The 26,482-nt window shown below is 71.9% G+C and carries 24 protein-coding genes; 11 read left to right on the top strand and 13 right to left on the bottom strand.

Translation table 11 applies throughout. From position 1 onward, the window contains the following. Positions 1-20: 20 nt before the first annotated feature. From K8625_RS08810 to ung, 3 genes are all read right to left on the bottom strand, one after another. Positions 21-515, bottom strand: coding sequence for a DUF3592 domain-containing protein (locus tag K8625_RS08810; protein ID WP_223749282.1), 495 nt, complete (start codon positions 513-515; stop codon positions 21-23). A gap of 28 nt (positions 516-543) precedes the next feature. Next, positions 544-1,362: an acyl-CoA thioesterase II gene (locus K8625_RS08805; RefSeq protein WP_223749281.1), complete on the bottom strand. Its 819-nt coding sequence runs from the start codon at positions 1,360-1,362 to the stop codon at positions 544-546. A gap of 63 nt (positions 1,363-1,425) precedes the next feature. Next, complete coding sequence (gene ung, locus K8625_RS08800; protein ID WP_223782411.1) at positions 1,426-2,103, bottom strand: uracil-DNA glycosylase; 678 nt, start codon at positions 2,101-2,103, stop codon at positions 1,426-1,428. 171 nt (positions 2,104-2,274) lie between these two features. Between ung and K8625_RS08795 the strand changes: the two genes are divergently transcribed. The 4 genes from K8625_RS08795 to K8625_RS08780 all read left to right on the top strand — a co-directional run bounded on the left by K8625_RS08795 (position 2,275) and on the right by K8625_RS08780 (position 9,005). Then, entirely contained in the window at positions 2,275-4,035 is a 1,761-nt protein-coding gene (locus tag K8625_RS08795) for a CpaF family protein (protein ID WP_223749279.1), read from the top strand. 147 nt (positions 4,036-4,182) lie between these two features. Next, positions 4,183-5,127, top strand: coding sequence for a hypothetical protein (locus tag K8625_RS08790; protein WP_223749278.1), 945 nt, complete (start codon positions 4,183-4,185; stop codon positions 5,125-5,127). Between the two features lie 14 nt (positions 5,128-5,141). Next, positions 5,142-6,818, top strand: a complete 1,677-nt coding sequence (locus tag K8625_RS43695; RefSeq protein WP_255653416.1) for a hypothetical protein — start codon at positions 5,142-5,144, stop codon at positions 6,816-6,818. Positions 6,819-6,959: 141 nt separating this feature from the next. After that, the gene (locus K8625_RS08780; protein ID WP_223782410.1) at positions 6,960-9,005 is read left to right on the top strand and encodes a serine/threonine protein kinase; all 2,046 of its coding nucleotides are present in this window, start codon (positions 6,960-6,962) and stop codon (positions 9,003-9,005) included. Positions 9,006-9,041: 36 nt separating this feature from the next. Here the strand turns inward: K8625_RS08780 and K8625_RS08775 are convergent, their stop codons facing one another. Further along, complete coding sequence (locus K8625_RS08775; RefSeq protein ID WP_223782409.1) at positions 9,042-9,812, bottom strand: transglycosylase domain-containing protein; 771 nt, start codon at positions 9,810-9,812, stop codon at positions 9,042-9,044. Positions 9,813-9,870: 58 nt separating this feature from the next. Here K8625_RS08775 and K8625_RS08770 point away from each other — a divergent pair, with 58 nt between their 5' ends. Then, complete coding sequence (locus tag K8625_RS08770; RefSeq protein WP_223749275.1) at positions 9,871-10,563, top strand: NAD-binding oxidoreductase; 693 nt, start codon at positions 9,871-9,873, stop codon at positions 10,561-10,563. Here the strand turns inward: K8625_RS08770 and K8625_RS08765 are convergent. The 4 genes from K8625_RS08765 to K8625_RS08750 all read right to left on the bottom strand — a co-directional run bounded on the left by K8625_RS08765 (position 10,557) and on the right by K8625_RS08750 (position 16,342). Continuing rightward, entirely contained in the window at positions 10,557-12,182 is a 1,626-nt protein-coding gene (locus K8625_RS08765) for an aspartyl protease family protein (protein WP_223782408.1), read from the bottom strand. The two genes, K8625_RS08770 and K8625_RS08765, sit on opposite strands and share 7 nt — an antisense overlap. Next, entirely contained in the window at positions 12,179-14,347 is a 2,169-nt protein-coding gene (locus K8625_RS08760) for a penicillin-binding protein activator (RefSeq protein ID WP_223749273.1), read from the bottom strand. Before K8625_RS08760 ends, K8625_RS08765 begins: the two co-directional genes overlap by 4 nt. Before the next feature lie 249 nt (positions 14,348-14,596). Then, positions 14,597-15,727 (bottom strand): molecular chaperone DnaJ, encoded by a 1,131-nt coding sequence (dnaJ, locus tag K8625_RS08755; protein ID WP_223782407.1) that lies wholly within the window; start codon positions 15,725-15,727, stop codon positions 14,597-14,599. Positions 15,728-15,901: 174 nt separating this feature from the next. Then, positions 15,902-16,342: a hypothetical protein gene (locus tag K8625_RS08750; RefSeq protein ID WP_046710872.1), complete on the bottom strand. Its 441-nt coding sequence runs from the start codon at positions 16,340-16,342 to the stop codon at positions 15,902-15,904. 158 nt (positions 16,343-16,500) lie between these two features. Here K8625_RS08750 and K8625_RS08745 point away from each other — a divergent pair, with 158 nt between their 5' ends. The 3 genes from K8625_RS08745 to K8625_RS08735 all read left to right on the top strand — a co-directional run bounded on the left by K8625_RS08745 (position 16,501) and on the right by K8625_RS08735 (position 19,803). After that, positions 16,501-18,264 carry an ABC transporter ATP-binding protein gene (locus K8625_RS08745; protein ID WP_223782406.1) on the top strand — a complete coding sequence of 588 codons (1,764 nt, stop codon included), beginning with the start codon at positions 16,501-16,503 and terminating at the stop codon, positions 18,262-18,264. A 73-nt stretch (positions 18,265-18,337) separates the two neighbouring features. Further along, the gene (locus K8625_RS08740; protein WP_141333117.1) at positions 18,338-18,715 is read left to right on the top strand and encodes a hypothetical protein; all 378 of its coding nucleotides are present in this window, start codon (positions 18,338-18,340) and stop codon (positions 18,713-18,715) included. Positions 18,716-18,807: 92 nt separating this feature from the next. Next, complete coding sequence (locus K8625_RS08735; RefSeq protein ID WP_223749269.1) at positions 18,808-19,803, top strand: hypothetical protein; 996 nt, start codon at positions 18,808-18,810, stop codon at positions 19,801-19,803. On the opposite strand, the gene K8625_RS08730 is transcribed toward K8625_RS08735, so the two are convergent. After that, positions 19,695-20,354 (bottom strand): hypothetical protein, encoded by a 660-nt coding sequence (locus K8625_RS08730; RefSeq protein ID WP_223782405.1) that lies wholly within the window; start codon positions 20,352-20,354, stop codon positions 19,695-19,697. The two genes, K8625_RS08735 and K8625_RS08730, sit on opposite strands and share 109 nt — an antisense overlap. Before the next feature lie 171 nt (positions 20,355-20,525). Between K8625_RS08730 and K8625_RS08725 the strand changes: the two genes are divergently transcribed. The 3 genes from K8625_RS08725 to K8625_RS08715 are packed head-to-tail and all read left to right on the top strand — an operon-like array spanning position 20,526 to position 22,115. Next, positions 20,526-20,750, top strand: coding sequence for a hypothetical protein (locus K8625_RS08725; protein WP_141326892.1), 225 nt, complete (start codon positions 20,526-20,528; stop codon positions 20,748-20,750). Between the two features lie 45 nt (positions 20,751-20,795). Continuing rightward, a complete protein-coding gene (locus K8625_RS08720) occupies positions 20,796-21,557 on the top strand; it encodes a hypothetical protein (RefSeq protein WP_223749268.1) in 762 nt (253 codons plus the stop codon). 3 nt (positions 21,558-21,560) lie between these two features. Then, a complete protein-coding gene (locus K8625_RS08715; protein WP_223782404.1) occupies positions 21,561-22,115 on the top strand; it encodes a hypothetical protein in 555 nt (184 codons plus the stop codon). A 46-nt stretch (positions 22,116-22,161) separates the two neighbouring features. Here the strand turns inward: K8625_RS08715 and K8625_RS08710 are convergent, their stop codons facing one another. From K8625_RS08710 to K8625_RS08695, 4 genes are all read right to left on the bottom strand, one after another. Further along, a complete protein-coding gene (locus tag K8625_RS08710) occupies positions 22,162-22,746 on the bottom strand; it encodes a hypothetical protein (protein ID WP_223782403.1) in 585 nt (194 codons plus the stop codon). Between the two features lie 422 nt (positions 22,747-23,168). Further along, positions 23,169-24,125: a hypothetical protein gene (locus K8625_RS08705; RefSeq protein ID WP_223749265.1), complete on the bottom strand. Its 957-nt coding sequence runs from the start codon at positions 24,123-24,125 to the stop codon at positions 23,169-23,171. A 1-nt stretch (position 24,126) separates the two neighbouring features. Further along, on the bottom strand, positions 24,127-25,662 hold the full coding sequence (locus K8625_RS08700; RefSeq protein WP_223749264.1) for a pilus assembly protein: 1,536 nt from the start codon (positions 25,660-25,662) through the stop codon (positions 24,127-24,129). Next, positions 25,641-26,435, bottom strand: coding sequence for a TadE family protein (locus K8625_RS08695; protein ID WP_223749263.1), 795 nt, complete (start codon positions 26,433-26,435; stop codon positions 25,641-25,643). Before K8625_RS08695 ends, K8625_RS08700 begins: the two co-directional genes overlap by 22 nt. Between the last annotated feature and the right edge of the window lie 47 nt (positions 26,436-26,482).

Here is a 26,482-nt window from a genome sequence, read left to right as displayed (position 1 = left end):
CGTCCAGGACGGAGATTTTCCTACAGGCGCGCCGCGAACCAGCGCGCCACCAGCGGGATGCAGGCGCCGAGCGCCACCAGCCCCAGCCCCACGCCCAGCCGCACGAAGCTGGGCGCGTGCGCGCCGGGCTCCAGCACCGCGTCGGTGGGGTCCGCCGGGTTGTAGGCGACCCGGACGGCCTGTCCCGGGGGATAGCGCCGGAGGACGGACTGGGCGTGCTCCGGGTTGGTGTACGCGGCGGGGTCCACGCGCAGGGTGGAGGTGCCGACCAGGACGCGGCCCACGGTGTACTCGTACTGGATGACGGCCTCGTAGTGGATGCGGGGCTCGGCCGGGCCGGCGACGGGGAGGCGGCGCTCGAACTCCTCTGCGGAGCGGATGGTGCCGGGCGCGGTGGGCCAGCTCAGGGTGCGCCGGGCGCGCTGGACGTCCTTGAGACCGGCGACCACGAAGAGGACACCCACCGCGGCGAGCAGCGCGGCGATGGCGGTGACGACGACCCAGAGCACTTGCACGCCGCCGACACTACCAGATGGCGGGACTTCAGCCGCCCATCACCACGAAGAGCTGGCGGCACTGGGCCAGCAGCACGCCGTCCTCGGTCCACAGCTGCTGGTAGTCGTCCGCGTAGCCCTCGCCCGCCTGACGCGAGCGCCCGGTGCGCAGGAAGTGGGCGTCCGGCTTCAGCCCGGGCCTGGGCAGCGGGTGGAAGAAGTGCACGGTGAAGTCCACCGTGGCCGCCGGGCGGAAGCCCTCCACGCGGGAGAGGGCCGCCGGGGGGTAGGCGTCCATCAACCCCACCAACAGGGGCGCGTCCAGCACCGTGGGCTGACGGGGGCGGAGCCAGCCGCCCGTCTCGGCCACGTCCGAGCCCGAGTACGGCGCCGAGCCCAGGCAGAAGCGGAACTCGAAGTGGCGGCAGAAGTCCGGCATGGGCACGTCGTCGGGCGTCGCCGGCACGTCCAGCGGGGGCGGCACCTTGGGGGGCGTCAGGTCCAGGTACTCCAGGGCCCCGCCGCGCGAGGCGCCGAACGTCGCGCTGCCCACGGCCACCACGCCCGCGTCGTTCTCCACGCGCACCGTGGCGTGGGTGACGAGCTTCCCGGCGCGCTCGATGCGCGTCAGCACCCGCGCCTCGCCCTCCACCGCGGGAGAGCAGAAGTGCATAGTGAAGGAGCGCACCGGCCGGGCCGCGTCCGCCAGCGTGTGCTCCAGCGCGCGCAGCGCCGTGCCCGCCACCACGCCGCCATAGGCCCCCCTCCCCTGGTACCAGTCCGCGTGGAAGCGGGTGCGGTAGACGTTGGGTTCCAGCAGCTCGGGCGTGGAGGCGGCGACGAAGGCGGCGGTCATGTCGCGACGCACCGTATCAAGCCTCGTCCCGGAGGCACGGCCTTCGTGCCCGGACGCGCGGTGCGGCCCGCCGCTTCACCGGGACAGGCGCCAGTCGACCGGGGGCCGGCCCTTGGACTCCAGGGCCTGGTTCACCTTGCTGAAGGGCTTGCTGCCGAAGAAGCCGCTGCTGGCCGACAGGGGCGAGGGGTGGGTGCCCTCGATGACGACGTGGCGCTTCGCATCGATGAGCTTCTTCTTCTTCTGGGCGTACTTGCCCCAGAGGAGGAAGACGACGGCGTCCTGCTTGGCGCTCACCGCGCGGATGACGGCGTCGGTGAAGTCCTCCCAGCCGTGGCCCGCATGGCTGTTGGGCTGGGCCTGGCGCACGGTGAGCACGGCGTTGAGCAGGAGCACGCCCTGCTCGGCCCAGGGGATGAGCGAGCCCGTCTTGGGACGGGGCTCCTGCACGTCCGCCTCCAGCTCCTTGAAGATGTTCACCAGCGAGGGCGGCGAGGGCACGCCGGGCTTCACGGAGAACGCCAGCCCGTGTGCCTGCCCGGGCCCGTGGTACGGGTCCTGGCCCAAAAGCAGCACGCGCACGTCCGCGTAGGGCGTCAGCCGGAAGGCGGAGAAGAGGTCCTCCTCCGAGGGGAAGACGGTGGCCGCCTCGCGCTCCCGGGCGACGAAGCGCTCCAGCTCCTGGAACGAGGGTGAATCGAGCGCGGACTTCAGCTCCCGCTTCCAGTCCTCCGGCAACCCGTCCTTCAACATGGCGTGACTCCCCGTCCGACCTGCGAGGTCGGGCATTGAAGCACCGCCCGCGCGGGGGGCCCATCGCTTTCGTCCCGGCGTCCAGGGGGTGACAGCCGCACTGGAAGCGACCGGGCGGGCGGGACGGGTTCTTGGGGGGAAGGCCCCGGGCGCGCTAGCCTGCGAGGCGCCATGACGATGTACACCGAGTCACTCCGCGCCTTCCTCAAGCCCGTCCTGCCCTATCTGGACGACGAGTCGGTGTCGGAGATCATGATCAACGGCCCCACCGACGTGTGGATCGAGAAGAAGGGCCGACTGACGAAGACGGACGCGGCCTTCACCGAGGAAGGCCTCATCGGCGCCGCGCGCAACATGGCCCAGTTCGTCGGCCGCATGCTCACCGAGGAGCGCCCGCGCCTGGACGCGCGCCTTCCGGACGGCAGCCGCATCCATGTGGTGATTCCGCCGATTGCCCGCCGCGGCACCACCATCTCCATCCGCAAGTTCTTCAAGGAGAAGCTGACCGTCCAGTCGCTCCTGAAGTTCGGCTCGCTGACGCCGCAGATGGCGCGGCTCATCGAGGCGGGCATCGCCACCAAGCTCAACATGCTGGTGGCCGGCGGCACGGGCTCCGGCAAGACGACGCTGCTCAACATCGTCTCCTCGCTCATCCCCGACGAGGAGCGCATCCTCACCATCGAGGACTCGGCCGAGCTCCAGCTCAACCAGACACACGTGGTCGCCTTCGAGAGCCGTCCGCCGGACAAGTTCGGCAAGGGCGGCGTGGACATGGGAGACCTGCTGCACTCGGCGCTGCGTCTGCGTCCGGACCGAATCGTCGTCGGCGAGGTGCGCGGCGGCGAGGCGTTCCACCTGATGCAGGCGATGAACACGGGCCACGGCGGCTCGCTGGCCACCACGCACGCCAACACGCCCACGGACACGCTGCGCCGCATCGAGTCCCTGTGCCTCATGTCCGGCGTGGAGCTGCCCATGGTGGCCGTGCGCGCCCAGGTGGCCAGCGCCATCAACTTCGTCATCTGCTGCGAGCGTCTGCACGACGGCAGCCGCAAGACGATTGCCCTGTCGGAGGTGCTGCCGCTCAACGAGAAGGGCGACTACCGCACGCAGGACATCTTCGTCTTCACGCCGGTGGCCAAGGACGAGGACGACCACATCCTCGGCTACCACGCGCCCACGGGCATCATCCCCAACTTCGTCGCCAAGGCGAAGGCGTACGGCTTCAGCGATTTGGAGGACTCGTTCTTCGACCCGGCCACCTATGGCCTGCCGCCTCCGCCCACGTTCCACGCCGGTGAGTCCTACACCGTGCGGTGGGCGCCCTCGCTGAAGCACCGCGAGGAGGGACAGCCGGACCCCGCGCACTACAAGCAGGAGTGGTCCGCGTTCGAGGAGAAGCTCAAGCAGAGCGCGCGCGAGGCCAAGGCCGCCAAGGCCGGTGGAGCGCCCGCGCCCGCCGCCGCGCCCGTGCAGGTGCAGGTGCCCGCGAACCTGCCCACCTCGAAGCCCGCCACGACGGCCGCGCCTCCCAGGGTGGCCAGCGCCACGCCGCCCGCGGGACAGGCCGCCGCCCGGCCTCCCGCCGCGCGCCCGCCGCCTCCTCCCGAGAGCGACGACGACAAGACGCCGCCGCCCACCCGCAGCCCCTTCGCCAGCGGCATGGACCACGCCGCCGAGGCCAAGGTGGAGGTGGACGAGGAGCTGCTCACCGACGCGGGCCGGCCTCCCCCGCCGCGTCGCCCGGGCACGCCGCCGCCCAGGCCTCCGCCTCCCGGGGCCCGCCCCGCGCTCGCCGCGCGCAGGCCCCCGCCGGCCATGCCCGCCCACGTGGACGACGAGGACGAGGACACGGGCGCGACGGCCGAGCCCCAGGGCGGCGCCGAGAAGACGCAGATCCGCCCCGCTCCGTCGGAGCGGCCTCGGCGCTGAGGCCACGGGTCACGACTCCGCCGCCCTACCCGGGTGGTGGAGTCTCCCGTCACCGCACGCACCGCCCGCGAGCGTGACGCCACCCGAGGTGGGTCGCCCCTGATTCCCCTTCTTGCGAGGAGGTCGTGTCGGGGGGAAAGTGCTCACGTGTTGATCTCCCTCGTCGCCGTCTTCACCGTGGTCGCCGCCCAGGCGCCCGCGCTCCCCGCCCCGCAGGGGCCCCTGAGCGTGTTGGTCGCGCCCCCGGACGCGACGGGAACTCCCACTCACGTCGTGGATTTCGCGCGCGAGCACATCACGGAGCAGCTCGAGTCGCGAGGCGTGCGCGTCATCCGGATGGACAACGTCACCCGCAGGCTGCCCGCCACGAAGCGGCGCGCGCTCCTGCGCTGCAAGCGCACCGAGGCGCCCTGCATCCAATGGCTGGGCACCACCAGCCAGGCGGAGGTCGTGCTCGTCACGGAGCTGGTGCGAAAGCCCCAGGGGTACCGCGCGGGAATGAAGCTCCACGCGGCGAAGGACGGCGCGCTCATCGCCGAGCACTTCGTCTCCGACGTGCTCGAGGACGGCCTGCTGGACGCGCTCACGCAGACGCTGGACGTGGTGCTGCCCGCGACGCTGCGCGCGCTGCGGCCACCGCCTCCCCCGCCGCGCATCGACGACGTTCCCCCGCCCACGCGAGTGACCCGGCCTGGCACCTCCGACCCCGGCTCCCAGCCGACGCCCGTGCCGCCAGAGCCCGCCCTCGCGCAGACCTCCTCCTCCGCGCGGCGCTGGGCCTGGCTGCCCGCGGCGGGCGGCGTGGTGCTCGCGGGCGTGGGGACGGTGTTCTACCTGAAGGCGAAGGACCGCTACGACACGCTGGAGACCGGCGGCGCGGACATCCCCTTGCGTGACTCGGACGCGCTGGTGTCCCAGGGCAAGAGCGCGCAGACGGTGAGCCGCGTGGCCTTCGGGGTGGGCGCGGCGGGGCTCGTCGCCGGCGCGGTGATGTTCCTGTGGCCGGAGGACGACCCTCCCGCGAAGGTCGTCCCCTCCGCCGCCGTGACGTCGGGTGGCGCCATGGTGGGCCTGTCCGGGACGTGGCCATGACCTCGAGAGGACCCATGCGGAAGACCTGGACGCTCGGCGCCCTGGGCGCGGCGCTCGGCGCGGTGCTCGCCGCCGGCGGTTGCTACGACTTCGACGCCGCGCGGAAGCGCTGCCTCGACGAAGGCCGGTGCGAGCAGGTGCCCGACGCCGGGCGCTGCATCCCCAACACCGCCATCGACGACACCCCGGACGACACCTTCGAGGACTCCGACTGCGACGGCGTGGACGGCCGCGCCAGCGAGGGCCTGTTCGTCGACCCCGTGACGGGCGACGACGTCAACGGCACCGGCACGCGCGACGCGCCGCTGCGCACGCTCGGCCACGCGCTGTCGCTCGTGCGCCAGTGGGACGGCGGCGCGCCCACGCGGGTGTACCTGGCGGGCGGGGAGTACCAGGAGGGTGAGCTGACGCTGGACGTGCCCGTGTCGCTCCACGGCGGCTACGCGGGACGCGATGGCGGCTGGCGCCGCGCCGGCACCCAGGTGGCCCGGTTGGAGGCCGGCCCCACCGCGCTCACCGTTCGCGGACTGTCGGACGCCGGCATCGTGCTGGAGTACCTGCGCGTGCGCTCCGCGGATGGACAGGCGCCGGGACAGCCCTCCATCGCCTTGCGCGTCATCGGCTCGGACGTGCGGCTGCGCCACACCGTGCTCACGGCGGGACACGGCGCCGCGGGACAGGATGGCGCGAACGGTGACGCCGGAGCACCGGGCCCCGACGGCGGCGAGGGCACCAAGACCCTCCAAGAAAGCCCGACCGTGCCGGGTGAGGGTGGCGCGGGCGGCATCAACCTGGCGTGCCCCGGCGAGGAGGGCTCGCGCTCAGGCGGAGACGGCGCCCCCGGAGTCCACAAGACCGTGGGCAACGACGGAGCCCCCGGGCAGCCCCAGGCGGGAGGTCCTCCGACGGGAGGGACGGGCGGCGCGGGTGGCGCCCTGGACACGAAGGACTGCCGGGCCTCCCCCTCCTCCTGCAGCTGTACCGCTGGCGACGGCTTCGCGGGAGACGCGGGCGTCGCGGGCATCCCCGGGGACGCGGGCGCGTTCGGCGCGGGAATGGGGACCTTGTCGGAGGTCGACGGGACGTGGACGGTGGGCGCGGGCCAGAACGGCGGCGCGGGTGAGCCGGGGACGTCCGGTACGGGTGGTGGCGGCGGCGGCAGCGGTGGCAGCTGCCTCATCCAGTCGAGCCCCCAGATCACCGAGCCCGCCAGCCCCGGAGGCAGCGGCGGCGGCGCGGGCGGCTGCGGCGGCCAGGGCGGCGCGGGTGGCGGTGGCGGCGGTGCGTCCATCGGCCTGCTGGTGTTCGACTCGAACGTGGCGTTGGAGACGGCCACGTCCATCGAGACGCTCGGCGGCGGCGCGGGTGGCCGGGGAGGCACGGGTGGACGCGGGGGGGCCGGCGGGGAGGGAGGCCTGACCGTGGGGCGCACCAACCTCGAGGACATGACCTACAAGAGTGGCGCCGGCGGCCCTGGCGGAAAGGGCGGCAACGGAGGCGCGGGCGGGCCTGGCGGCGGTGGTGGCGGCGGCCCCTCGGTGGGCATCTGGTGCACACGCTCGCAGGTGACGCAGGACGACGCGGGGACGACCATCACCCAGGGTCCGGGCGGCGATGGTGGACCGAGCACGGGCCTTGCGGGCGAACCCGGCGCGTCGGTGCCGACGTTGGGCTGCCCGACCTCACCGTGAGGGACATCCGTCGGCTGACCGACGCTGGAGGGGCGTCGGGGACACTTGGGGTGTGCGTCGCCTGAACGCTCGCCCTGCACCCAGGTCCGAAGCCCATCGCGCCCCCCTCCCGGTCTTGCTACGCTGGCCTTTCTTCCCGAGATGGCTTCCGAGCTGAACTGCGAAACCTGTGGTCTCCCCGTCCCCGCCGACACCGGTGTGTGCCCGCGGGATGGCACCGTGGCACTCGCTGCGTTCCACGTCCCACCGCCGGCACCGGCATCGCCGGAGGCCGACGAGCCGAAGGTCATCGTGCAGAGCACCCTGGAGGCCTCGGCGGAGTCCCTGCGGGACCCGCTCATCGGCCTGAAGCTTGGTGAGTACGAGCTGCGCGCTCGGGTGGGCGTGGGCGGAATGGGGCTGGTGTACGAGGGCATCCAGCCGCTCATCGGCAAGCGCGTGGCGGTGAAGGTGCTGCGCCCGGAGCTGGCGCACTCCACCGAGCAGGTGGAGCGGCTGCTCGCCGAGGCGCGCGCGGTGAACGCCATCCGCCACCGCGGCATCATCGACATCTTCGGCTTCGGCCAGGTCCCTGACGGCCGGCAGTACATCGTCATGGAGTACCTGGAGGGCCAGCCGCTGGACGCGGTGCTCTCGGAGCGGACGCGGCTGCCCGTGCTGGAGGCGCTGCCCATCCTGGACGAGGTGCTGGCGGCGCTGGCCGCGGCGCACGGCGCGGGCGTGGTGCACCGGGATTTGAAGCCGAGCAACATCTTCATGGTCCACCAGCCGGACGGCTCGCGGTACGTGAAGGTGCTGGACTTCGGCCTCGCCAAGCGGGGCCAGGGCCCCACCGGCCGCACCGCGCAGACGCGCACGGACATGGTGGTGGGCACGCCGGAGTACATGGCTCCGGAGCAGGCGCGAGGCCAGGAGGTGGGTCCGATGACCGACCTCTACGCGCTGGGCGTCGTCACCTTCGAGATGGTGACGGGGCGGCTGCCCTTCATCGGCAGCTCGCCGGTGGACCTGCTGATGAAGCACGTGGAGGCGCGTCCGCCCCGGCCGTCGGAGTTCGTGCCCGACCTGCCGCCCGCGCTGGATGCGTTCATCCTGCAGATGCTGACCAAGGACCCGGAGGCGCGCCCCAACTCGGCGGACGCGCTCCGGCAGCAGCTCCACAAGCTGCGCCGCTCCCTGCGCTCCACCACGCACTCCAACGCGAGCGCGCTCGCCCCCACCCAGCCGAAGCCGTCCGTCCCGGACGACGCCGCCTCGCGCAGGCCCACCGCGCCCGTGCCCGCGCCGACGGAGCTGGGCGCGGAGCGGAGCCTGCGGCCGACGGCCGTGCTGGATGCGCCCGCGCGCAAGCACCTGCCCGTGGCCGTGGCGGTGGGGACGGCCGCGCTGCTGCTCGTCGGCGCCGCGGCGTTGATACTGCGCGAGCCGGCCCGCGCCGTGCCGCTCACGCCGCAGCGCGAGGTGGACGCTCGCGCCGACCGGCTCGCCGCGGAGGTTCGGGACGAAGCCCACGCCGCGGCGGCGGAGAACGAAGCTCCCGCCGAGCGTCTCGCAGCGGAGGCTCGGGACGAAGCCCACGCCGAGGCGGCGGGGAACGAGGCTGGGTCTGCGCAGCTCGCCGGGGCGGCTCGGAACGAGGCTGGCACCGCGCAGCTCGCCGCGCTTCCCCGGGATGAAACCCGCGCCGGGCAGCAGGTCCCTGGGGTGGGTGGCGCCGTCGGAACCTCGGCCGTCGGTGATGGCCAGAATCCCGCGGGCTCCACCGCACAGCAGGCTCCCACCGTCGCGAGCGCGCCCGTCGCAGCCCCGTCCGAGTCCGAAGCAGGGTCCGAGGGCTCGGCAACCGCCACGAGGAAATCACTGGCCCTCGCGAAGTCCACGCGAGAGACGAGTTCCACCACCGACGAGCCGGAGACACTGGCCCGTGCCGGACGGCCCTCGAGCGCGAGCAAGCCCACCACCACCCCCTTGGACCCGCAGTCGCGCGCCAAGGTGCTCAAGCGCATCGAATCGTTGGAGGAAGCCCTGCCCGAGCTCCTGGCTCAGAAGCGGGTGACGAGCCCGGGCGCCATGTTGAATCGGCTGGACAACCTCCGCATCGCCGCCAAGGACGCCGGCGACGCCGAGTCCCTCCGCAATGTCCAGCAGGGCATCGACCTGCTGGAGAGGATGTTCATCAAGAAGTGAGGCCCGGGCGGACCGACGCGCGCCCGAGCGTCCCGCTCACTCCATGCAGCCCAGCTTCTGGGACGTCGCGTTGCGCGCGCGGTCCTCGCTCACCAGCTTCCACCCGGCCAGGTCCCCCAGCAGCGTGTCGCGGTCCTGCCGCAGCACCGTGGGGTTCTTGCACTGGCGGATGTCCCAGTAGCGGTAGAACGGCGGCAGCGCGAGCTGGAGCTCGGCGAACTCCGCCAGCTGCAGCTCGTTGAGCTCCTTCTTGAAGAGCCGGAAGGCCGCGTCCTCCACGCCGACGATGCCTCGCTCGAAGTAGAGGATGGCCAGGTCGTACGCGATGAGCTGGTCCTTCTGCATGAAGGTGTGCAGCCGGTGCGCTGCGACCGTCAGCTCCAGCTTGCCGGAGATGCCCAGCGACTGGGCGATGCGCATGGCCAGCAGCCGCTCACAGGCGCCCTCACCCGGCGGGGACGAGCCCATCGTGGCGCCCACGAACAGGCGCCAGGCCCAGGCCGCGCCGTCCTCGCGCGGCGTCTGGAAGTAGCGCGGGCAGTCCATGTGGCGGATGTAGAGCGCCACCAGGTCCTTGGGCAGCCGGGAGAAGTCAGGCCGGTTGAAGGTGATGGGGCGCGGGTTGCGCTCGAACTGGCCCGCGCGCAGGCTCATCCGCTCGCCCTCGATGCTGTGCTTGAGCAGCTTCTCGACGTCGAACTCGCTCTCGAGCTGGGGCAGCTTGCTGGCCGTATAGAGATACGTCAGCGGAATGAGCACGCCGGCCAGGCCGAGCATGAACAGGATTATCCACAAGAGACTCTTCACCGCCCCAGGCTACCAGGGGCAGCACGCGCCCGACACACGGGTTAGAACCGCACTCACCATGCCCGACTGGCATCCGGCCACCGTCACCGCCCGCACCCCCGCAGCCGATGGGCTCACCGACCTCGTGCTCGACATCCAGGGCACACCCCTGGTGGGAACCCACGCGCACCCCGGCCAGTACGTCCGGATGTGCCTGCCCGGGCTGCAGCCGGGGATGTTCGCCATCGCCTCCCCGCCCGAGGCCCAGGGGCTTCGCTGGGAGTTCCTGCTCAAGGACGGCAGCCCGCTGCCCGACGCGCTCATCCGTCTGCCGCTCGGCGCGCCGGTGCAGGTGTCCGCGCCCGAGGGCAAGGGCTTCCCCGTGGAGCGAGCGCGCGGGCACGACGTGCTGCTGTTCGCCACCGGCTCCGGCATCTCCGCCATCCGGCCCGTCATCGCCACCGTGCGAAGGGACCGCTCGCACTTCGGCCGCGTGAAGCTCTACTTCGGCGCGCGCACGCCCGGGGCCTTCGCGTACCAGGGCGAGCTGCACACGTGGGAGGAAGGCGGCGTCCAGGTGGTGCGCACCGTCAGCCAGCCCGGCGCCAGCGGCTGGCAGGGGCTCACCGGCTACGTGCAGACGCACCTGGGCGAGGAGGCCGTCGCGGATGCCCGCGCCTTCGTCTGCGGACAGCCCGGCATGTCCCAGGGCGTCATCGAGGCACTGCGTGAGCGCGGCGTGCCCCGCGAGCACATCTTCTTCAACTATTGAGCGACGGGCGCCCCTGGAGGAACCACGGTGGCGCCGTCGACGTAGCCCACGTCGAGCAGCACCGCGGACGGGTCGCTCTCCCCGGAGCTGCTGGCCACCTGCGGCGTCCACGCGGCCACGCCCACCATGCGCCCATCCGGGCTGAAGCGCACGCGGCGCACGGACCAATCGAAGCCGTACGAGCCCCGCGCGGCCTCCTGTCCCTCGGTGAAGAGGTGCACCTGCTTGTCCCAGCCCCCGGACACGAGCGAGCGCCCATCCGGAGAAATCGCCGCCGTGGACACCACGCCCCGGTGCACCGGCCACTTGTGCAGCACCTTCCCCGTCGCCGCGTCCACCAGCGCGCCCGCGTTGAAGTCGCCCCGAGGCTCCTCGACGCCCTTGCGCTCGCGCTCGTACACGGCGCGGTCCCTCTCCGGCTTCTGCTCCGACAACCCCACGCCCAGCCGGGCGCCCCGCGCGTCCACCGTGACGTCGCTGACGTACGCGGGGAACGTGAAGTCCGAGCGCCGCGCGAGCACCAGCGTGTCCACCACCGCCGCGCCCGCCTGGACACCGCCCTTCAGCGCGAGGCGCGCCTCCAGCGTCTGCTCGTCGAAGGCCACGTCCACCTTGTCGGAGAACGGCGCGCCCAGCACGCCCTGGAAGCCCTGCGGCACGCACGCGTCGCACACCGCCACGTCCACGTCGCGCACCTCCAGCGACTTGAAGCGCAGCGACTGTCCCCGCGCCACCCGCGCCTGCGTCGTGCCCAGCGCGCCCGGCACGTCCACCGTGTCCTTCAGCTGCGACAGGTCGATGCCCGCCTGCGTCGCGGCCTCGCGGGTGATGACCACCTGGGGCACGCGCGCATCCAGCGTGAAGCCCACCGGCGTCTTGCCATTGAGCGCGCCCACGACGAGGGCCGAGCCCCCGCGCCGCTCGAAACGCACGCGCGCCTCCCGCGGTGACAGCGACTGGACCTCGGTGGTCCACGCGCGCACGTGCTTGTCCCAGCCGCCCGAGTACAGCGTCCCGTCCGGCGCGAAGGCCACGCCGCTCACCGGCCCCTCGTGCCCGCGCTCCTCGGACACATAGGCCAGGTCCGGCACGGCCAGCACCGTGAGCAGGCCCTTCACGCCGCCCGCCACCAGCCACAGGCCCTCGGGGTGGAAGGCCACGACGGACAGCGGCTCCTCGGTGGCTCGCACGCCCTTGGGCTCGCCCGTGGCCGCGTCGAACAGGCGCACCGCGCCGTCACGACCCGCGGTGGCGACCAGGCTGCCGTCCGGCGAGAAGGCCACGCCCTCCACGTCGAACTCGTACGGGTTGATGGCCGGGTCGCCCAGCTTCCGGGGCGGCGTCTCCAGCGCCCACAGCGTCAGGAAGTAGGAGCGCGAGCCCAGCCGCGTGTACGCCACGCGCCGCTGCCGGGGCGAGAAGTCCAGGCCCCAGATGAAGTCCGTCCGGTTGAGGACCGCGCCCTTGCCCAGCCCCGCCGTCGCGCCCGTGACATAGGCGCCCGGCGTCTCGTCCAGCCGGGACACCACGTCCGGAGGCAGCGTCGCGACACCATGCGCGCACCCACCACCGCCCGCCGCCAGCAGCGCCGCCGCCAGCAGCCCCACCCCACCCCTCATGAACCCGAGCCTCCCGTCGCGGAGGCCGCCTTCTCGCGCTCCTTGTCCACGTTGATTTCGGTGACGCCCTTGTTGTCGATGGACAGGAGGAAGAGCTGCTTGACGGCCTCGCGCTTGTCGTTGAACGAGGTGCGGCCCGTGGCGCCGTCGAAGTCCTTCAGGTTGGCGAGCGACTCACGCATCTGCGCGCGCGTGCGCGGAGCGCCCTCCTTCTTCTCCACCAGCTGGCGGAGCATGCGGCCGGAGTCGTAGCCGATGGCCTCCAGCAGGCCCGGGTCCTTGCCCGTCTCCTGCTTGTACGACTCGCGGTACTTGCGCACGAAGTTGCGCGTGGCCGGCCGCTGCGAGTCCACGAAGAAGCCGTCCACGTACACCGAGCAGGTGACGAACTTGCCGCCGCGCTCGATGAGCTCCGGCAGGCCCGAGCGCCCCTTGGGGCTGCTCCACTGGTTGGCGCCGAAGAGCGTCACCGTCTTCAGCTCCTTCTTGCCCGTCGTCTTGCGGATGCGCTCCAGGTCGCGCGGGTCGCACGCGTTGGTGACGATGTCCTCCACCGCCAGCGCCGGGGCCACCAGGCTCACCCGCCGCCAGTCGTCCGGCATGAAGATGGCCTCGAAGTCGATGATGGGCTCGACGTTGCTCTTCACCTTCTCCAGCGCCTTGCGGCGGCGGAACGCGTCCAGGTTCTCGCCCTGCAAATCCCTCACGCCCTCGACGTAGTCGCCGCGGTCCTCCAGGTAGTAGCGGCCCACCAGCTTCTTGGCCTCCTGGGTGAACGTCGTCTGGTCGTGCGAGTAGCGCTCCGCGCCCCGCACCACGCCGCCCTGGTCCACCACCTGGTCCCAGAACTCGTTCGCCAGCTCCACGCCGTAGGGGATGTTCGGGTACAGCAGGGCGAACTTCTTGTAGCCCTTCACGTTGATGGCGTAGTCCGCGACGGCGTTGGCCTGCGCGGCGTTCGTCAGCATGTTGCGGAAGACGTACGCGCCCAGGTCCGTGACGCCATCCTGCCGCGTCATGGTCAGCAGCGGCACCTGGAGCTCCTCGGCCACCAGCGCCGCGCGCTTGGAGTCCTCCGCGAGCACCGGCCCCAAGACAGCGATGGCGCCGTCGTCGAACGCGAGCTGCTCCATCGCCTGGCCCGTCTTGTTCACGTCGCCCTGCGTGTCCTTCACCACCAGCTCGATGTCGCTGCCCTCCAGGCCCAGCTGGATGCCGCGCAGCACCGCCTCGCCGATGGGCTGGTAGCGGCCCGTCATGGGCAGCAGCACGCCCACCGTGCGGGGCTTGGCCTCCACGCGCCGCGTGGCGCGCGCGAGCAGCTCCCGGGCCTGGGGCGCGAACGGACTGCCAGGCGCCTCCGCGAGGAAGCGGTTGAGCGTCTCCTCCAGCCGGTTCCACTCGCGCAGGTGGTAGTAGACGCGCGCCAGCTTGAAGGTGAGCACGGGCCAGGCCGGGTTGGACGGCGACAGCCCGTCCGCCACGCGCGCGATGTCCACGAAGTCCGCGCGGCCCTCCACCAGCGCCTCCACCCGGGCCACCGCGGCGTCACGCTCCGCCTGCGTCTTGGCCTGCCCCGCCTCCTCCACCGCCATCGTCAGCGACTGGCCGTACAGGCCCGCGCCCTCGGCGGCGCGCGCCGCGTCACGCAGCAGCTGCTCCTTCTCGGCGCCCTCGGCGCGCTCGGCCAGGCTGGACAGCGTCTGGTACGCGTCCCGGTACGCGCCCACCTCCATGGCGGACAGCGCCAGCTTGCGCTTGGCGTCCTCGGCCTGGGTGTAGAGCGGGTTCTCGAAGAGCAGCTCGTTGAAGGACTTGCGCGCGTTGACGTAGTCCTTCGACTCGAAGAACAGGACACCCGCCTGATAGAGCGCGTCCTGGCCCGCCGTCGTCGCCGGGTACGCCTTGCGCACGGACAGGTAGGCCTCCGCGGCCCGCTTCTTGTCCGGCGTGGCCTGGGCCGTCTGCCGCGCCTGGGCGAGCGCCGCGTCCGCGGACGCGTCCTTGCGCACCTCGATGGCGGGCTTCTTCGGGAACGGGTCCCCCGTGGGCACGTCCTCGCCCGTGGTGCCACCGGACGGGATGCGGGAGGAACGAGGACAGGCCGTCAGCAGCAGGGCCAGCGCGACGATGAGCGAGCGGCGCAAGGTAGGCAGGACTTCCATGGCAGTGGGGTGCATAGCAGCGGCGACGCGCCTCCGTCGACAACGGAGCGGGGAGAAGATTCCTCGCGGAACCCCTCCCCTGCTGCACCCTTCATGCCCATGCGGCCGCTTGCCCCAGGCCGCGTTGACTTCCTCACGTTGGCGCGGCACCCGGACCACGCCCGCGCGGCCCTGGGGCCACGCTCCATGGATTCCCGGGCCTCCACGTGGGGCGGCCGGCCGGACACGGCAGGTCCGGCCTCACACGCCTCAGCCGAACAGCTCCTTCACCTTGGCGAAGAAGCTCTTCGACTGGGGATGGGACTCCTCGCCCGACAGCTCCGCGAGCCTCTCGAGCAGCTCGCGCTGCTTGGAGGACAGCTCCGTGGGCGTCTCCACCACCACGCGCACGTGCTGGTCTCCGCGCTGCTGGCTGTGCAGATGGGGGATGCCCTTGCCCTTGAGCCTGAAGACTTTTCCGGACTGGGTGCCGGCGGGGATGGTCATCTTCACCTTCCCGTCGAGCGTGGGGACGTCGATCTTCGCGCCCAGCGCCGCGTGCGTGAAGGAGATGGGCACCTCGCAGAAGACCTCGTACTCCTCGCGCTGGAAGAGCGGGTGCTCCTTGACGATGACGGTGACGTAGAGGTCGCCGGCGGGGCCGCCCCGGTCGCCGGGCTCGCCCATGCCGGTCAGCCGCACGCGGGTGCCGTTGTCCACGCCCGCGGGGATGGCCACCTCGATGACCTCTTCGGACGGCGTCTTGCCCGAGCCCTTGCAGCGCGCGCACGGGTCCGGCACCACCGCGCCCGTGCCGCCGCAGTCACCGCACGGCCGCGACACCGCGAAGAAGCCCTGGGTGTAGCGCAGCTCGCCGTTGCCGCCGCAGGTGCCGCAGGGCCGCGGACCCGCGCCGCTCTTGCTGCCCGAGCCGCTGCACGTCTCGCACTTCTTCGGCCGGGGAATCGTCACCTTGGGCCGGCTGCCGAACGCGGCCTCCTCGAAGGTGATCTCCAGGTTGTAGCGCAGGTCCGCGCCACGCGAGCTGGTGCGACGTCCGCCACCCCGGCCGCCGCCGAAGATGTCGCCGAAGATCTCGCCGAAGATGTCGTTGATGTTGACGCCCTGGAACCCGCCGCCCGCGCCGCCGAAGCCCTCGAAGGGGTTGCCCGAGTGCCCGAAGCGGTCGTACTTCGCCCGCCGGTCGGGGTCGCTCAGCACCTCATAGGCTTCCGAGGCCTCCTTGAACTTCTCCTCGGCCTCGTTGTTCCCCGGGTTGCGATCCGGGTGGTACTGGAGCGCCACCTTGCGAAACGCGCTCTTGAGCTCCTGCGCGGAGACGGTCTTGGCCACACCCAAGACCTCGTAGTAGTCGCGTTTCTGTCCCGCCGCCGCTGGCATTCGCTTCAACCCCTGGAATTTGCTGGACTTTTTGACTCAGCGAAAAACTCTGAGTCACTATAACGCAGCCGAACGCGCCAGCAATCCAGGGGGCGGAAACGAGGGCCGCCCGGGGGCCGTGGGGCCCGCCGGGCGGTCGAAGAGGGCGTCGAGCCTCGGTTGGGGCGGGTGGGCCTAGACGGTCCACACGCGGTTGGCGGTCAGCTCCATGCGGGCGAGGCGACGCTTGAGCGTCGGGTCCACGGCGCCGGTGGAGGCCCACTTGGGCACCACGAAGTGCAGCTCCGCGTTGTAGAGCTTGGCGGCGCTGGCGAGCAGGCTCCAGCGGTTCTCCGCGGTCGGCTCCTCGACCATGCTCGGGGTGACGATCTCCAGGATGATGGGTGTGCGCGCCGAGTCGGACTGGCGGCAGGTGAAGTCGGGACGCGCATCCTCGATGGTGCCCGACAGGATGGGAGGCGGCATGAAGCCGGGGAGACGGGCCTTGATGTCCGTGTATCCGATGGTGCGGAAGTACTCGGCCATGAGCCACAGGAGCCGGCGGCGCTCCTCGTCTTCAACCACCGGCTCGCAGCCCGGATTGAAAAGGACCTCTTTTTCGTTATTGGTGTCCATGGCTCCCCTGAAGCTGTCCGCAGGGATGGAGGGGGGCAATGGAATGGGCCTGCCTGCCAGTGACGGTTGGTGGCAGGGCAGGCGACGGGGCACGACGCTCCGGTCGCCCCTGGACGTGGACCTGCTGACGACTCAGTGACAGAGTCCGCCGCCGAACAGTGGCTCCTCGTCCTTCCGCACACGTCTACCGCCGACTCCTCGGCTATCTGCGTCCCTACCGCCCGTTGCTCGCGGCGGGCGTGGGCGCGTCCCTGGTGGCCGCGATGGCCACGTCCGCGTACGCGTGGGTCGTCGGCCCCCTGTTGCGCGCGGTGCTGACGAGTCAGCCCGTCACGGTGGCGGGCGTGTCGCTGCCGGGTGATGCGTTGTTGCGACGACTGCCGCTGGTGGTCATCGCGCTCGCGCTGGTGAAGGCCGCGGCCCAGTTCCTCCAGGGCGGGCTGATGCAGCGGCTGGGCCAGCGGGTGATGGCGGATTTGAGAGGCTTCCTCTACGGGCGCCTGCTCGGACAGCCGCCCGCGTTCTTCGAGCGGCGTCACTCGGGAGAGCTGCTCGCGCGCTTCACGTCGGACGTGCCGTTGGTGGAGTTCTCCATCACGCAGGCGCTGTCATCGTACGTGAAGGACGGGCTGCAGGCGTTGGCCCTGTTGACGACGTGCTTCCTCATCGACGCGAAGCTTTTCCTCTTCACGTTCATCGTGGTGCCGGTGACCGTGCTGCCCATCAATCGCTTCGCCCGCTCGCTGAAGAAGGTCGCCGCCCGCTCGCTGCAGAGCCTGGGCGTGCAGACGTCGCTGATGGCCGAGCAGCTCCAGAACCTGCCGGTCGTGCAGGCCTACGGCGGGCAGGCGCGCGCGCTCGAGGCCTTCGACGTGGAGGCGGACAAGTACCTGGGCGAGATGCGCCGCTCGCTGTTCCTGCGCGGCGCGGTGAGCCCCACGGTGGAGCTGCTGGGCATCGCGGGCGTGGCCATGGCGGTGGCGTGGGGCGCGCGCGCGGTGTCGGCGGATCCGGAGCTGGCCGGGCGGCTGCTGTCGTTCCTGGCCGCGGCGCTGCTGTTGTACCAGCCGGTGAAGTCGCTGAGCGGCACGCTGTCGCAGGTGCTCACGGGCCTGGCCGCGGCGGAGCGGCTGTTCGCCATCGCGGACGAGCCCTCGCCTCCAGACACGGGGGACGACGCGCGGCCGCTGTCGAGGGCGCTGGTGCTCAAGGACGTGAGGGCCACGTACCAGGACGGGCGCGAGGCGCTGCGCGGCGTGGACCTGGTGGTGCCCGCGGGCAAGCGCGTGGCGCTGGTGGGGCCATCGGGCGCGGGGAAGACGACGCTGTTCTCCGTGCTGCTGGGCTTCCTGCCGACGTCGGGCGGACAGGTGTTGTGGGATGACACGCCGCTGTCGTCGCTCAAGCCGTCGAGCGTGCGCGGACAGCTCGCGTGGGTGCCGCAGGAGCCGGTGCTGTTCTCGGGGACGGTGCGACACAACCTGCGGCTGGGACGGCCGGAGGCGACGGACGCGGAGCTGTGGGAGGCGCTGAAGCTGGCGCACGCGGAGGACTTCGTGCGCGCGCTGCCGGGGGGACTGGACGAGTCCGTGGGCGAGCGCGGCGCGAGGCTTTCGGGTGGACAGCGGCAGCGGCTGGCGCTGGCCCGCGCGTTCCTGTGCAAGCCGTCGGTGTTGCTGCTGGACGAGCCGACGAGCGCGCTGGACGCGGCGAGCGAGGCCGCGGTGGGCGCGGGGCTGGAGACGCTGATGCGCGGGCGCACGGTGCTGGTGATTGCGCACCGGTTGTCCACCGTGCGCGACGCGGACGTCATCGCCGTGGTGGAAGAAGGCCGCATCGTCGAGGCGGGCACCCACGCGGAGCTGCTCGCGCTGCGCGGCCGGTACACGCGACTGCTGGGTGAGGGCGCGGTCGCAGCGTAAGGCCTCCTGCCGGACACCCGCGCGCGCGGTGCTTGCCTCCGGGCACCTGCTCTGCCAGCGTCCCGAGCGCGTCATGCGTCACCGGGAGCCCCTGTCCCTCAACGCGTTGCTCCTGGTGCCCTCCCTGGCACTCGCCGCCCTCGCGTGCGTGGCGGTGTCCGCGCGCCAGGGGGTGCTCGCCGCCGCCACCACCAGCACCCTCGTCCTGGTCCCCGTCGTCTTCCGATTGTGGACCCGCACCTGGTACCGCGGGCTCGTCGTGCGGGGCCTGGGCATCTTCTTCATCGGCATGCACGTGCCGCTCCTGCTCGCCGGCGCCCTCGCCTACGGCCGCATCGGCTGCGCCGAGGGCGGGTGCCCGCAGCTCTACCTGCTGGGTGTGCTCGCCTCCCCCATCGCCGGCGCGCTCTCCACCGTCGTGTACTGGCTCATCGGTCGTCCCCCAGTCTGAATTCCAAGAATTACCTGGAGAGACTAGTCTATCCGGGAATGCTTGTTACTCTGCGGCCCCGTCTCGCCCCTGCACTCTGCGTCGCCTCGGCCGTGCCGGTCACTGTCGTCGTGTGGTGCTTCACGCTCGCACCGCTGATGAACGGCCCGGAGGCGTTGGCGGAGGTGGTGGACGCAGCGGGTCCTTTCGCCGCGATGGTGGCCCTGTCGTTGCTGGTGGAGCTGCCGCTGTTGTCGCTGGCCCTGGCGAGCACCGGGCTGGGTCGTCGCGTACCGCTGGCGGTGATGCTGGGCATGGCCACGCTGCCGTGGATGGTGGGGCTGCTCGGCACCGAGGTGCTGGTGGGCCGCGCGATGTCCAGCCTGACTCGGCTGTCCACACAGGACACCGCGCTGGATGTCGCCCTGAGCACCGGCCAGGCCATGGCGCCCCGACTGTTGGGCGCGTGGACGAGCACCGCGCTGTTGCTCGGGCTCTCACTGGGGCTGGCGCTGGCGCGCTTCGGTCCTGCGTGCGCGGACGAGGCCGGGGGCGCGCGGCGTGCCCGGGGGCTGCTGCTGGCCAGCGGGGTGACGGCGGCGCTGGCGTCCGTGGCGGCGGTGGGCGCGCTGGAGGCGCGTCACTTCCTGGAGATGCTCACCGGTTTGGGAGAGGTGCCCCATGCCGGGCGCGAGGAGTGGGTGTCCTTCGGCATGGAGTCCGCCGTGCGGCTGCGCGAGCTGCGGTGGATGTGCACGTCGGTGCTGGTGGTGCTGGGCATCATGCTGCTGGCGCGCGGCCTCAGCCGCCAGGACCCCTCCCACCGCAGGCCGCGCTGGGTCCCCAGGCTGGTGCCCGCGGCCGCCGTGACGGCGCTGCTGGTGATGGACCTACACCCGGTGCGCTCGGTGGCGCGCACCACCCACGTCACCCTGCCCCGAGACACGGTGCCCACCACGCTGGACATGCTGCGACTGCTCGGCCTGGAAATCGCCCCCGCTCAGAGCAGCCAGATGAGCAACAGGAGGCCCACCACCACCCCCACGCCGAACACGGCGAGCATCACCATGCCCTCGGAGCCGCGCGACACCGGCGGCGCCACCTCGTGAGGATGCGGCGCGCCGAACACGTACTGGACCTGATCCTCCTGCGACGACGGCTCGGGCGTGACGGGCGGGGACACGGGCGCGGACTCCAGTGAGGGCAACGTGGGCTCGGACGGGCGCTGGGACTCGCGGACGATGACGCCCGCGCCGGCCATCTCCAGGCCCTCGCGGGCGAGCGCCAGCACGCGCTGCATGTGGAGGATGTAGCGGTCCTGGCCGGTGTACGTGCCCATCGCCTGGGCGGCGCGCACGAGCCGGTGGGGGACCAGCTGAGGGTCCGCCTTCACCACGGGCACCGTGGGGCCGCCGTGGGCCTCCACGCGGCCGGTGCGCACGCCCTCGCCGCTGGCCCACATGTAGTGGTCCTCCAGCAGCGTCAGCTCCTGCCTGCGCACGCGCCCGTCGGAGTCCACCTGGGACATCAGCTCCGCGCCGTCGGTCCCCATGTGCCAGACGGTGCGCAGCCCGTTCTCTCCCGGCGGACCCTCCACCGCGTGGACGCGGGAGAGGGCCAGCACCGCGGTCTTCAACGTCTCCGGCGAGGACTCGGCCATTCGGGATGGGAGACTAGGTGCGCCGGCTCCGAAACGGAAGGCGGCCATGCCCCCGCCCGCCCGCCCCCAAAGGCTCCCGCGGCCGCGGCCGCCTGCCCACGTTGAAGGGGTGACGGGCGCGTGCGCCAGCCAACACCTGGCGCGCCCGACGCCTGCGCAGCGAGGTCCGCCATGCCCATCCTCATCCCCAAAGAACCCCTGGAGACGCCCTTCACGCTGCCCGACGAGCGCGCGCCCATCACGGGGGAGCCCGACGAGCACTTCCTCACCGGACAGGTGAGCTGGGACGGCACGCGCCAGCACGGCGGCGGCCACGTCCCGGAGGACTTCGAGTGGACGTCCAACCCGAAGGAGCGCCAGGACGACCTGATGGGCGAGTGGCCCCAGGACTCCTGATGCCGCGTGCGCTCGGCAGCCCGCCGGGGTAAGCGTCCCGCCGCCATGAGCCGCTCCAAGGACCGAGGCAGTGACTTCCAGCGCCAGTTCGAGGGCGCGTCGATGCTGGATGGATTGCTGGAGCTGTCCGGCAGCCCGTACGACACCGCGGAGGTGTTCGCCCGCATGCAGGCGGCGCACGCCAGGGGCCGCCCCCAGGGCGACGTCATCCCGGGGCTCTTCGAGGGCGAGCCGCGCTTCCCGTCGCCGGACATCGCGCGCAAGCTCTACCAGAACCTCTTGGGGCTCTGGGACCTGGTGGTGGAGGGGCGCGGGGTGCGCCTGGAGGACGGGGAGCGGCCGCCCCGGCCGAAGAAGAGCCGGCCCGTCGCGCCTGCGGACTTCCACCCGGGCGAGCCCTCGAGCGAATTCATCGAGACGGCCTGGCGTTATCTGGAGGATGACGAGAAGGCGCGCACGCGGCTGATGCACGCCTTCGAGAACCGACAGGATGCCCTGCTGGGCGCGCTTGACGCCGCGGGGCTCACGGACGAAGGATACGGGGTCGCCCGCCACCTGCTCTTCGAGCTGTACGCCATGCTGGAGCTGGGTTGGTCGCCGGGAGTCGCTTCGGTGCGCCCGGCGGCGCTGGTGGCGGACACGACGGCTCCACCGGTGCCCGAGTCGCTGCGGACGTACGCGGCCGAGGCGCTCTTCGAGGCGGAGCAGGACGAGGAGCAGCCCCTGACCGCACAGGAGCTGGAGGTGGTGCGCACCCTCGTCCAACGCGGACTCGCGGCGCTCTGGGGCGCACGCAAGGGGAGATGAAGGATGGCCAAGGACAACGACGACGGCGGCGGCTTCTCCGGGAAGCGCAACAAGACGTGGCGCGAAATCGACGCGGGCCGCGCCAAGGGCAGCAAGTACCACTCGCGCCAGGATGACCCCGCGCAGCAGAAGATTGAACGCAGCGCGAGCTACCAGAAGTACAAGGCCGCCGCGGACGCGCTCTTCACGGGCGGCGAGCTGCCCGAGGGCCTGGCGAAGACGTTCGACCCGGAGGGCAAGCGCAAGGCCCAGAAGCAGGCCATGCAGAAGGTGACGGAGTCCGAGACGCGCGCCGACTGGGTGAAGGCCGTGGTGGACTACCTGGAGAAGTACCCGGAGCTGCCCGAGGACGCGTACTTCCTCGACAGCCTGCTGGACCACCCGCGCGAGCGCATCGTCGACAAGGCGCTGGCCCGGCTGGAGGTGCTGGTGGAGGAAGGCAAGCTGCAGAAGAAGCCGCAGAGCCTGGACCAGCGGCTGAAGTCGGTGGAGCTGACCAGCATGGACCCGGACATGCAGGGCCGCGCCAAGGCGCTGCGCGAGAAGCTGCGCACCTGAGTCGCAAGGGTGGTGTCCGACGGGACGTGGCGCGACGACACGCGCCTCAAGGCCCGCGAAGTCGACCCCGGTGCACGAGCACCACGGAGCGCAGCCCCTTCTCGGCGGGCGCCTGGATGATGCGCAGCTCCTCACCGGGACGGGTGTAGACGGACGTCTCCCCGTCGGCGAGCCGCCAGCCGTCGCGCCCCAGCGCCTGGGCGTAGAAGGTGCGCACCTCGGCCTCGGACATGGGGACCTGGAAGGACAGCGTCCTGGAGCTCTCGTCGCTCACGCGCATCACGCCGTGCGCGCCGGGAGGGAGCGTGGCGACGTCACCGGCGATGCTCGGCTCGCGGGCCAGGGCGTGGTTGGCCTCGCCCAGGTACACGAGCGTGACGCCGCCCTCCTGAGGCTGGAGGATGACGGTGTAGGTGAGCCCCCGGTACATGTCGACGCCGGTGAGCATGGCCGCGCCGCTGGCGAGCTGGGGCTGCTCGGAGCCTGGAGGGACGTGGAGGCCGCCCGCGCGGAAGGCATCCGCGAAGCGCTGCACCAGGTCCTGCGCGGAGTCCTTCACCACCACGGCGCGGAGCACCACGGGTACGCCGTTGGCGTCGAGCACCTCGCTGGCATCCACCTGTTCGAGCACGCGCAGCGACGGCCACGCGAAGCGCGGGCCGGTGTCCGCGGAGGGGCTTGCGCCGGACTTCGCGGCGTCGCCCGCGCTTGTGGCACGAGACGCGTTCGATGACGTGGGGCCCGACTTCGCTGCGGGCGTGCCCGCGCGACCTGCGCGTGATGCGCTCGATGGCGCAGTGCTCGATTTCGCGGTGGCAGTGCTCGCGCCCACGACGCTCGGAGTGCCCGATGGCGCGGTGTTCGAACTCGCACCAGGGCGCGGCGGGTTTGAATCAGGCCGCGCCAGGTCGCTCGCCCGGGCCGCGCGCCGAGACTTCGGCTCCGAGATGCCCGTGCTCGGCGAGCCTCGCTTCACGGGCTCCTGCTCGCCCCCTGGCGTGCTCGACGGGACAGGCGCCGTGCCCAGCAGGCACAGGACGGCGAGCACGGACCTCACCGCACCCGCACTCCACCCAGCCACCGGTTCTCCCGGGGAACGTCGTACCGGCGCGCCAGGTTCGAGGCCCGGAACGGCGTCGTCTCCCAGACGGACTGGCCGCCCGCGTGCGTGGCGCCGATGTTCTCCTCGTAGCGGTCCTCCTCCCCCCGGAAGCTCATGAAGAACTGGTCCTCGTTGACCGACTCCGCGCCCACCAGGCCCGCCAGCGCCGAGCCCGCGTTCCCGCCACCACCGTTGCGCCGGTACACCCGCTCCGCCCAGAGGTAGTAGTCCGGGTTGCCACACACCCTGCCGCTGTTGATGCTCAGCGCGCAGGCCCGTCCCTCCGCCACCGTCGACAGACCCCAGTCGTCCAGGAACACCCCGAACCGCCCCCGGCACTCGCCCGCCGTCGCGCGCCCCGCCGCGCACACGCGGAACGTCGCCGCCGCCGCGCGCTGCGAGGTCTGGAAGAAGCTCGGCTCCATGAAGCGGCCGATGCGCTCGGCGCGAAGCCGCGTGGACGCCGTGCAGCGCATGCCCGGCGACGCCACCCGCATCGTCGCCAGCGGCCCTCCCGCATGCTGCGGCTCCAGCGTGGGGACTCCCGCCGGGAGCTCCGGCTCGCAGTCCACCTGGATGGGCTGCGCGCGAGCGACGGCGAGCTGCACCGGCACCCCACCCGCTCCGTCCATGCGGCTGCGCCCGTCGTAATCCACGTAGCGCCCGTTCGCCTCCGCCAGCGCGCCCGTCACCGCGGAGGGCCGCTGCCACTCCCCCGCCGCCGGGTCGTGCATCACGCGCCCCGTGGCGTTCCAGAGCGCGAAGTTGGCGGCCTCCTGCACCTTCAGCGTCAGCGCGCCCACCTCCGCGAAGTAGATGCCGAACAGGAGGATGGTGACGAACACCATCAACCCCAGCGCCGTCTCGATGAGCGACTGACCTCGTCGTGCCGCGCGTCGCGAGCGCATGTCAGTACCCCGCTCCCCGCCGGCTGCCGCCGCGGTAACCCGCCTCTTCCAGCTCCCGCAGCGTCCGGCCGTGCTCCGCGAACCCCGCCGTCTCCAGGCTCTGCGCCGGCCTGTCGTCCACCGCGCCCTCGGCGCTCACCAGCGTGGCGCGCCAGAAGGGGTTGAGGAAGTTGGGCGGCTCGCGCCAGCCTCCCCCCTGCGCCGCCGCGCGCGGCCGGTGGTAGTAGACGATGCCCGCCGACAGCGCGACCTGGTTGCGCTGCACGCTCTCACGCCCCGTCGGACGCGAGCGCCCCAGCGGAATCGAGAGGTCGAACTCCGTCGTGTTCTCCTCCGAGAACTTGAAGCGGAAGAACAGGTTCCACGGGTCCGGGTTCCTGCGGCGCGCGTCACTGCCGTAATCGCGATGCAGCACCGAGTACAGCTTCGGCTGCGCGTAGTGGTTGCTCGGCCCGCGCCACATCTCGTCCACGTTGTAGCTCATGGCGAACGGCCAGATGCCCGGGCACGTCACGCACGCGCCCAGCGTGTGCCGCTCGTAGAGGGGCTCCCCCGCCTCGGGCGCCTGCCCCGGCGGCAGGCGCAGGCCGTAGACGTGCTGGTCCTGCGGCGTCTGCTGCTCGTCGGACATCACCCACGCGTCCGTCACCGGCACCGGCGCGGGCGGCGCGTTGCTCGCGCACTGCGTGGGGACGATGGCCGTCCCGTGGTCATGGCCCGTGGCGTTGCGCCCCGACACCGTGTTGTAGGTCGAAGGGTCCATCTCCGCGGCGGAGCCGTAGCGACGGAAGGCCGTGGAGCGCGCCGCGCCGCCCGTGCCGAACCCCGCGCTGCCGGTGGGCCGGTTGTGCACCCACGTCCAGCCCAGGCTGCCCATGGTGGCGTTCAGGTGCGCGCGCGAGGCGCCGCCCACCGGGCACACCGCGCCGCCGCCACAGGCGCCGCCGCCTCGCCGCACGGCGTCCATCAGCGGTCCGTGGCGAGGCACGTCCTCGGAGCCGTTGAGCTCCAGGAAGCTCTTGGCCGCGCCGTCCGCCGTCGCCTCCAGCTCCGGGTTGGCGCCCCGGGCGATGCGCACCGCGAGCTTCTGTCCGGCGATGTGCTCGGTGAGCAGGTGCGCGTAGATTTCCAGCCCCGCGCGGTACAGGTTGCCCGCCTTGCCCTGGGCCAGCTTCGTCTGCGTGGCGGCGTCCTTGTCCCGCGCCTCCCACTCCGTCACGGTGTACTTGGGCGCGCAGACCATGTGGGCCGCGTACACCTGGCTGCTGCGGCTGATGAGCGCCTGGGTGCCGGCCATGGCCACCATGTGCGCCACCTGCGCGCGGTTCATCACGGAGATGGCGTTGAACGTGCGCGCCGCGGCCACCGCCTGGCTGTAGGCCGCCGCGTCCGCCGCCATCTGGATTTCGACGCGCTCCTTGGCGCGCATGCCGAAGCCCAGCGTCATCAGCACCATCAACGCGAGGAGCAGCAGCGTCAGCGCGAAGAGGACGAGCGCCTGACCGCGCGGAGCACTCAGAAGCCGGTGACGGGACATTCGGCGCCTCGCGGGAAGTTCTGGGCCATCACCGGCGTCATCATCCGCATCGCCGCGTGGACCTGGATGGGGAACACGAAGTGGCCCTGCCGGCTCCACGCCACCATGCGCTCGTCGAGCGCGCCACCGGGCCAGTCATCCGGCCCCAGGGGCGGCGCCTCGTCGTTCCACCAGTCCGACTGCTTCTGCGCCGGCATCAGCGGGTTGGTGGCGGTGTAGCGACGCAGACCGAAGTGGGCCAGGAACATCCGGCTCATCACCCAGTTCGCGAAGGGGATGCGCATGTAGTACCAGGCCACCATGCGGATCTCCAACGTGCGGTTGTCGAGCGCCGCGTCGCTGTCCGTGGACTGGTCGAACAGCAGGTCCTCGTTGAAGGCGAGCGACTGCACCCACGCGACGTCCGGCGAGTCGCGGACGATCTCCACCATGGGGCCCCGGAACAGGTTCCCGTAGGAGCTGGTCACCCGGTACTCGTTGTCCCGCCGCACCCGGAACGCGTCCGCCAGCGCGCGCGGGCTGTCCGTGCGCACCACCGACGGCAGCATCGTCACCATCGCCGCGTGCATCATCGGCAGGCAGTCCGCGTGGTTGAGGCTGCCAGCCCGCACCGCCCGGTACACCGCCACCTGCGCCAGGATTCGCGCCTGCAGCATCATGAACAGCTGCAGCGTCCCCAACACCAGGAACACCACCAGCGGGAGCGTCAGCGCCGCTTCCACCGCTGCCTGTCCGGACTGCCTGGATGTGGGTGAAATGGCGCGGGGAAGCATACACCTTCCAATTCCCTGAATCTTGTTGATTGAGGAATCGGTCAACT

Origin of the sequence: Myxococcus sp. AS-1-15, assembly GCF_020037055.1 — a bacterium.
In the GTDB taxonomy this organism is placed as follows: domain Bacteria; phylum Myxococcota; class Myxococcia; order Myxococcales; family Myxococcaceae; genus Myxococcus; species Myxococcus fulvus.
The sequence above is the reverse complement of the archived record's forward strand: the minus strand, read 5'-3'. Positions and strand labels throughout refer to the sequence as shown.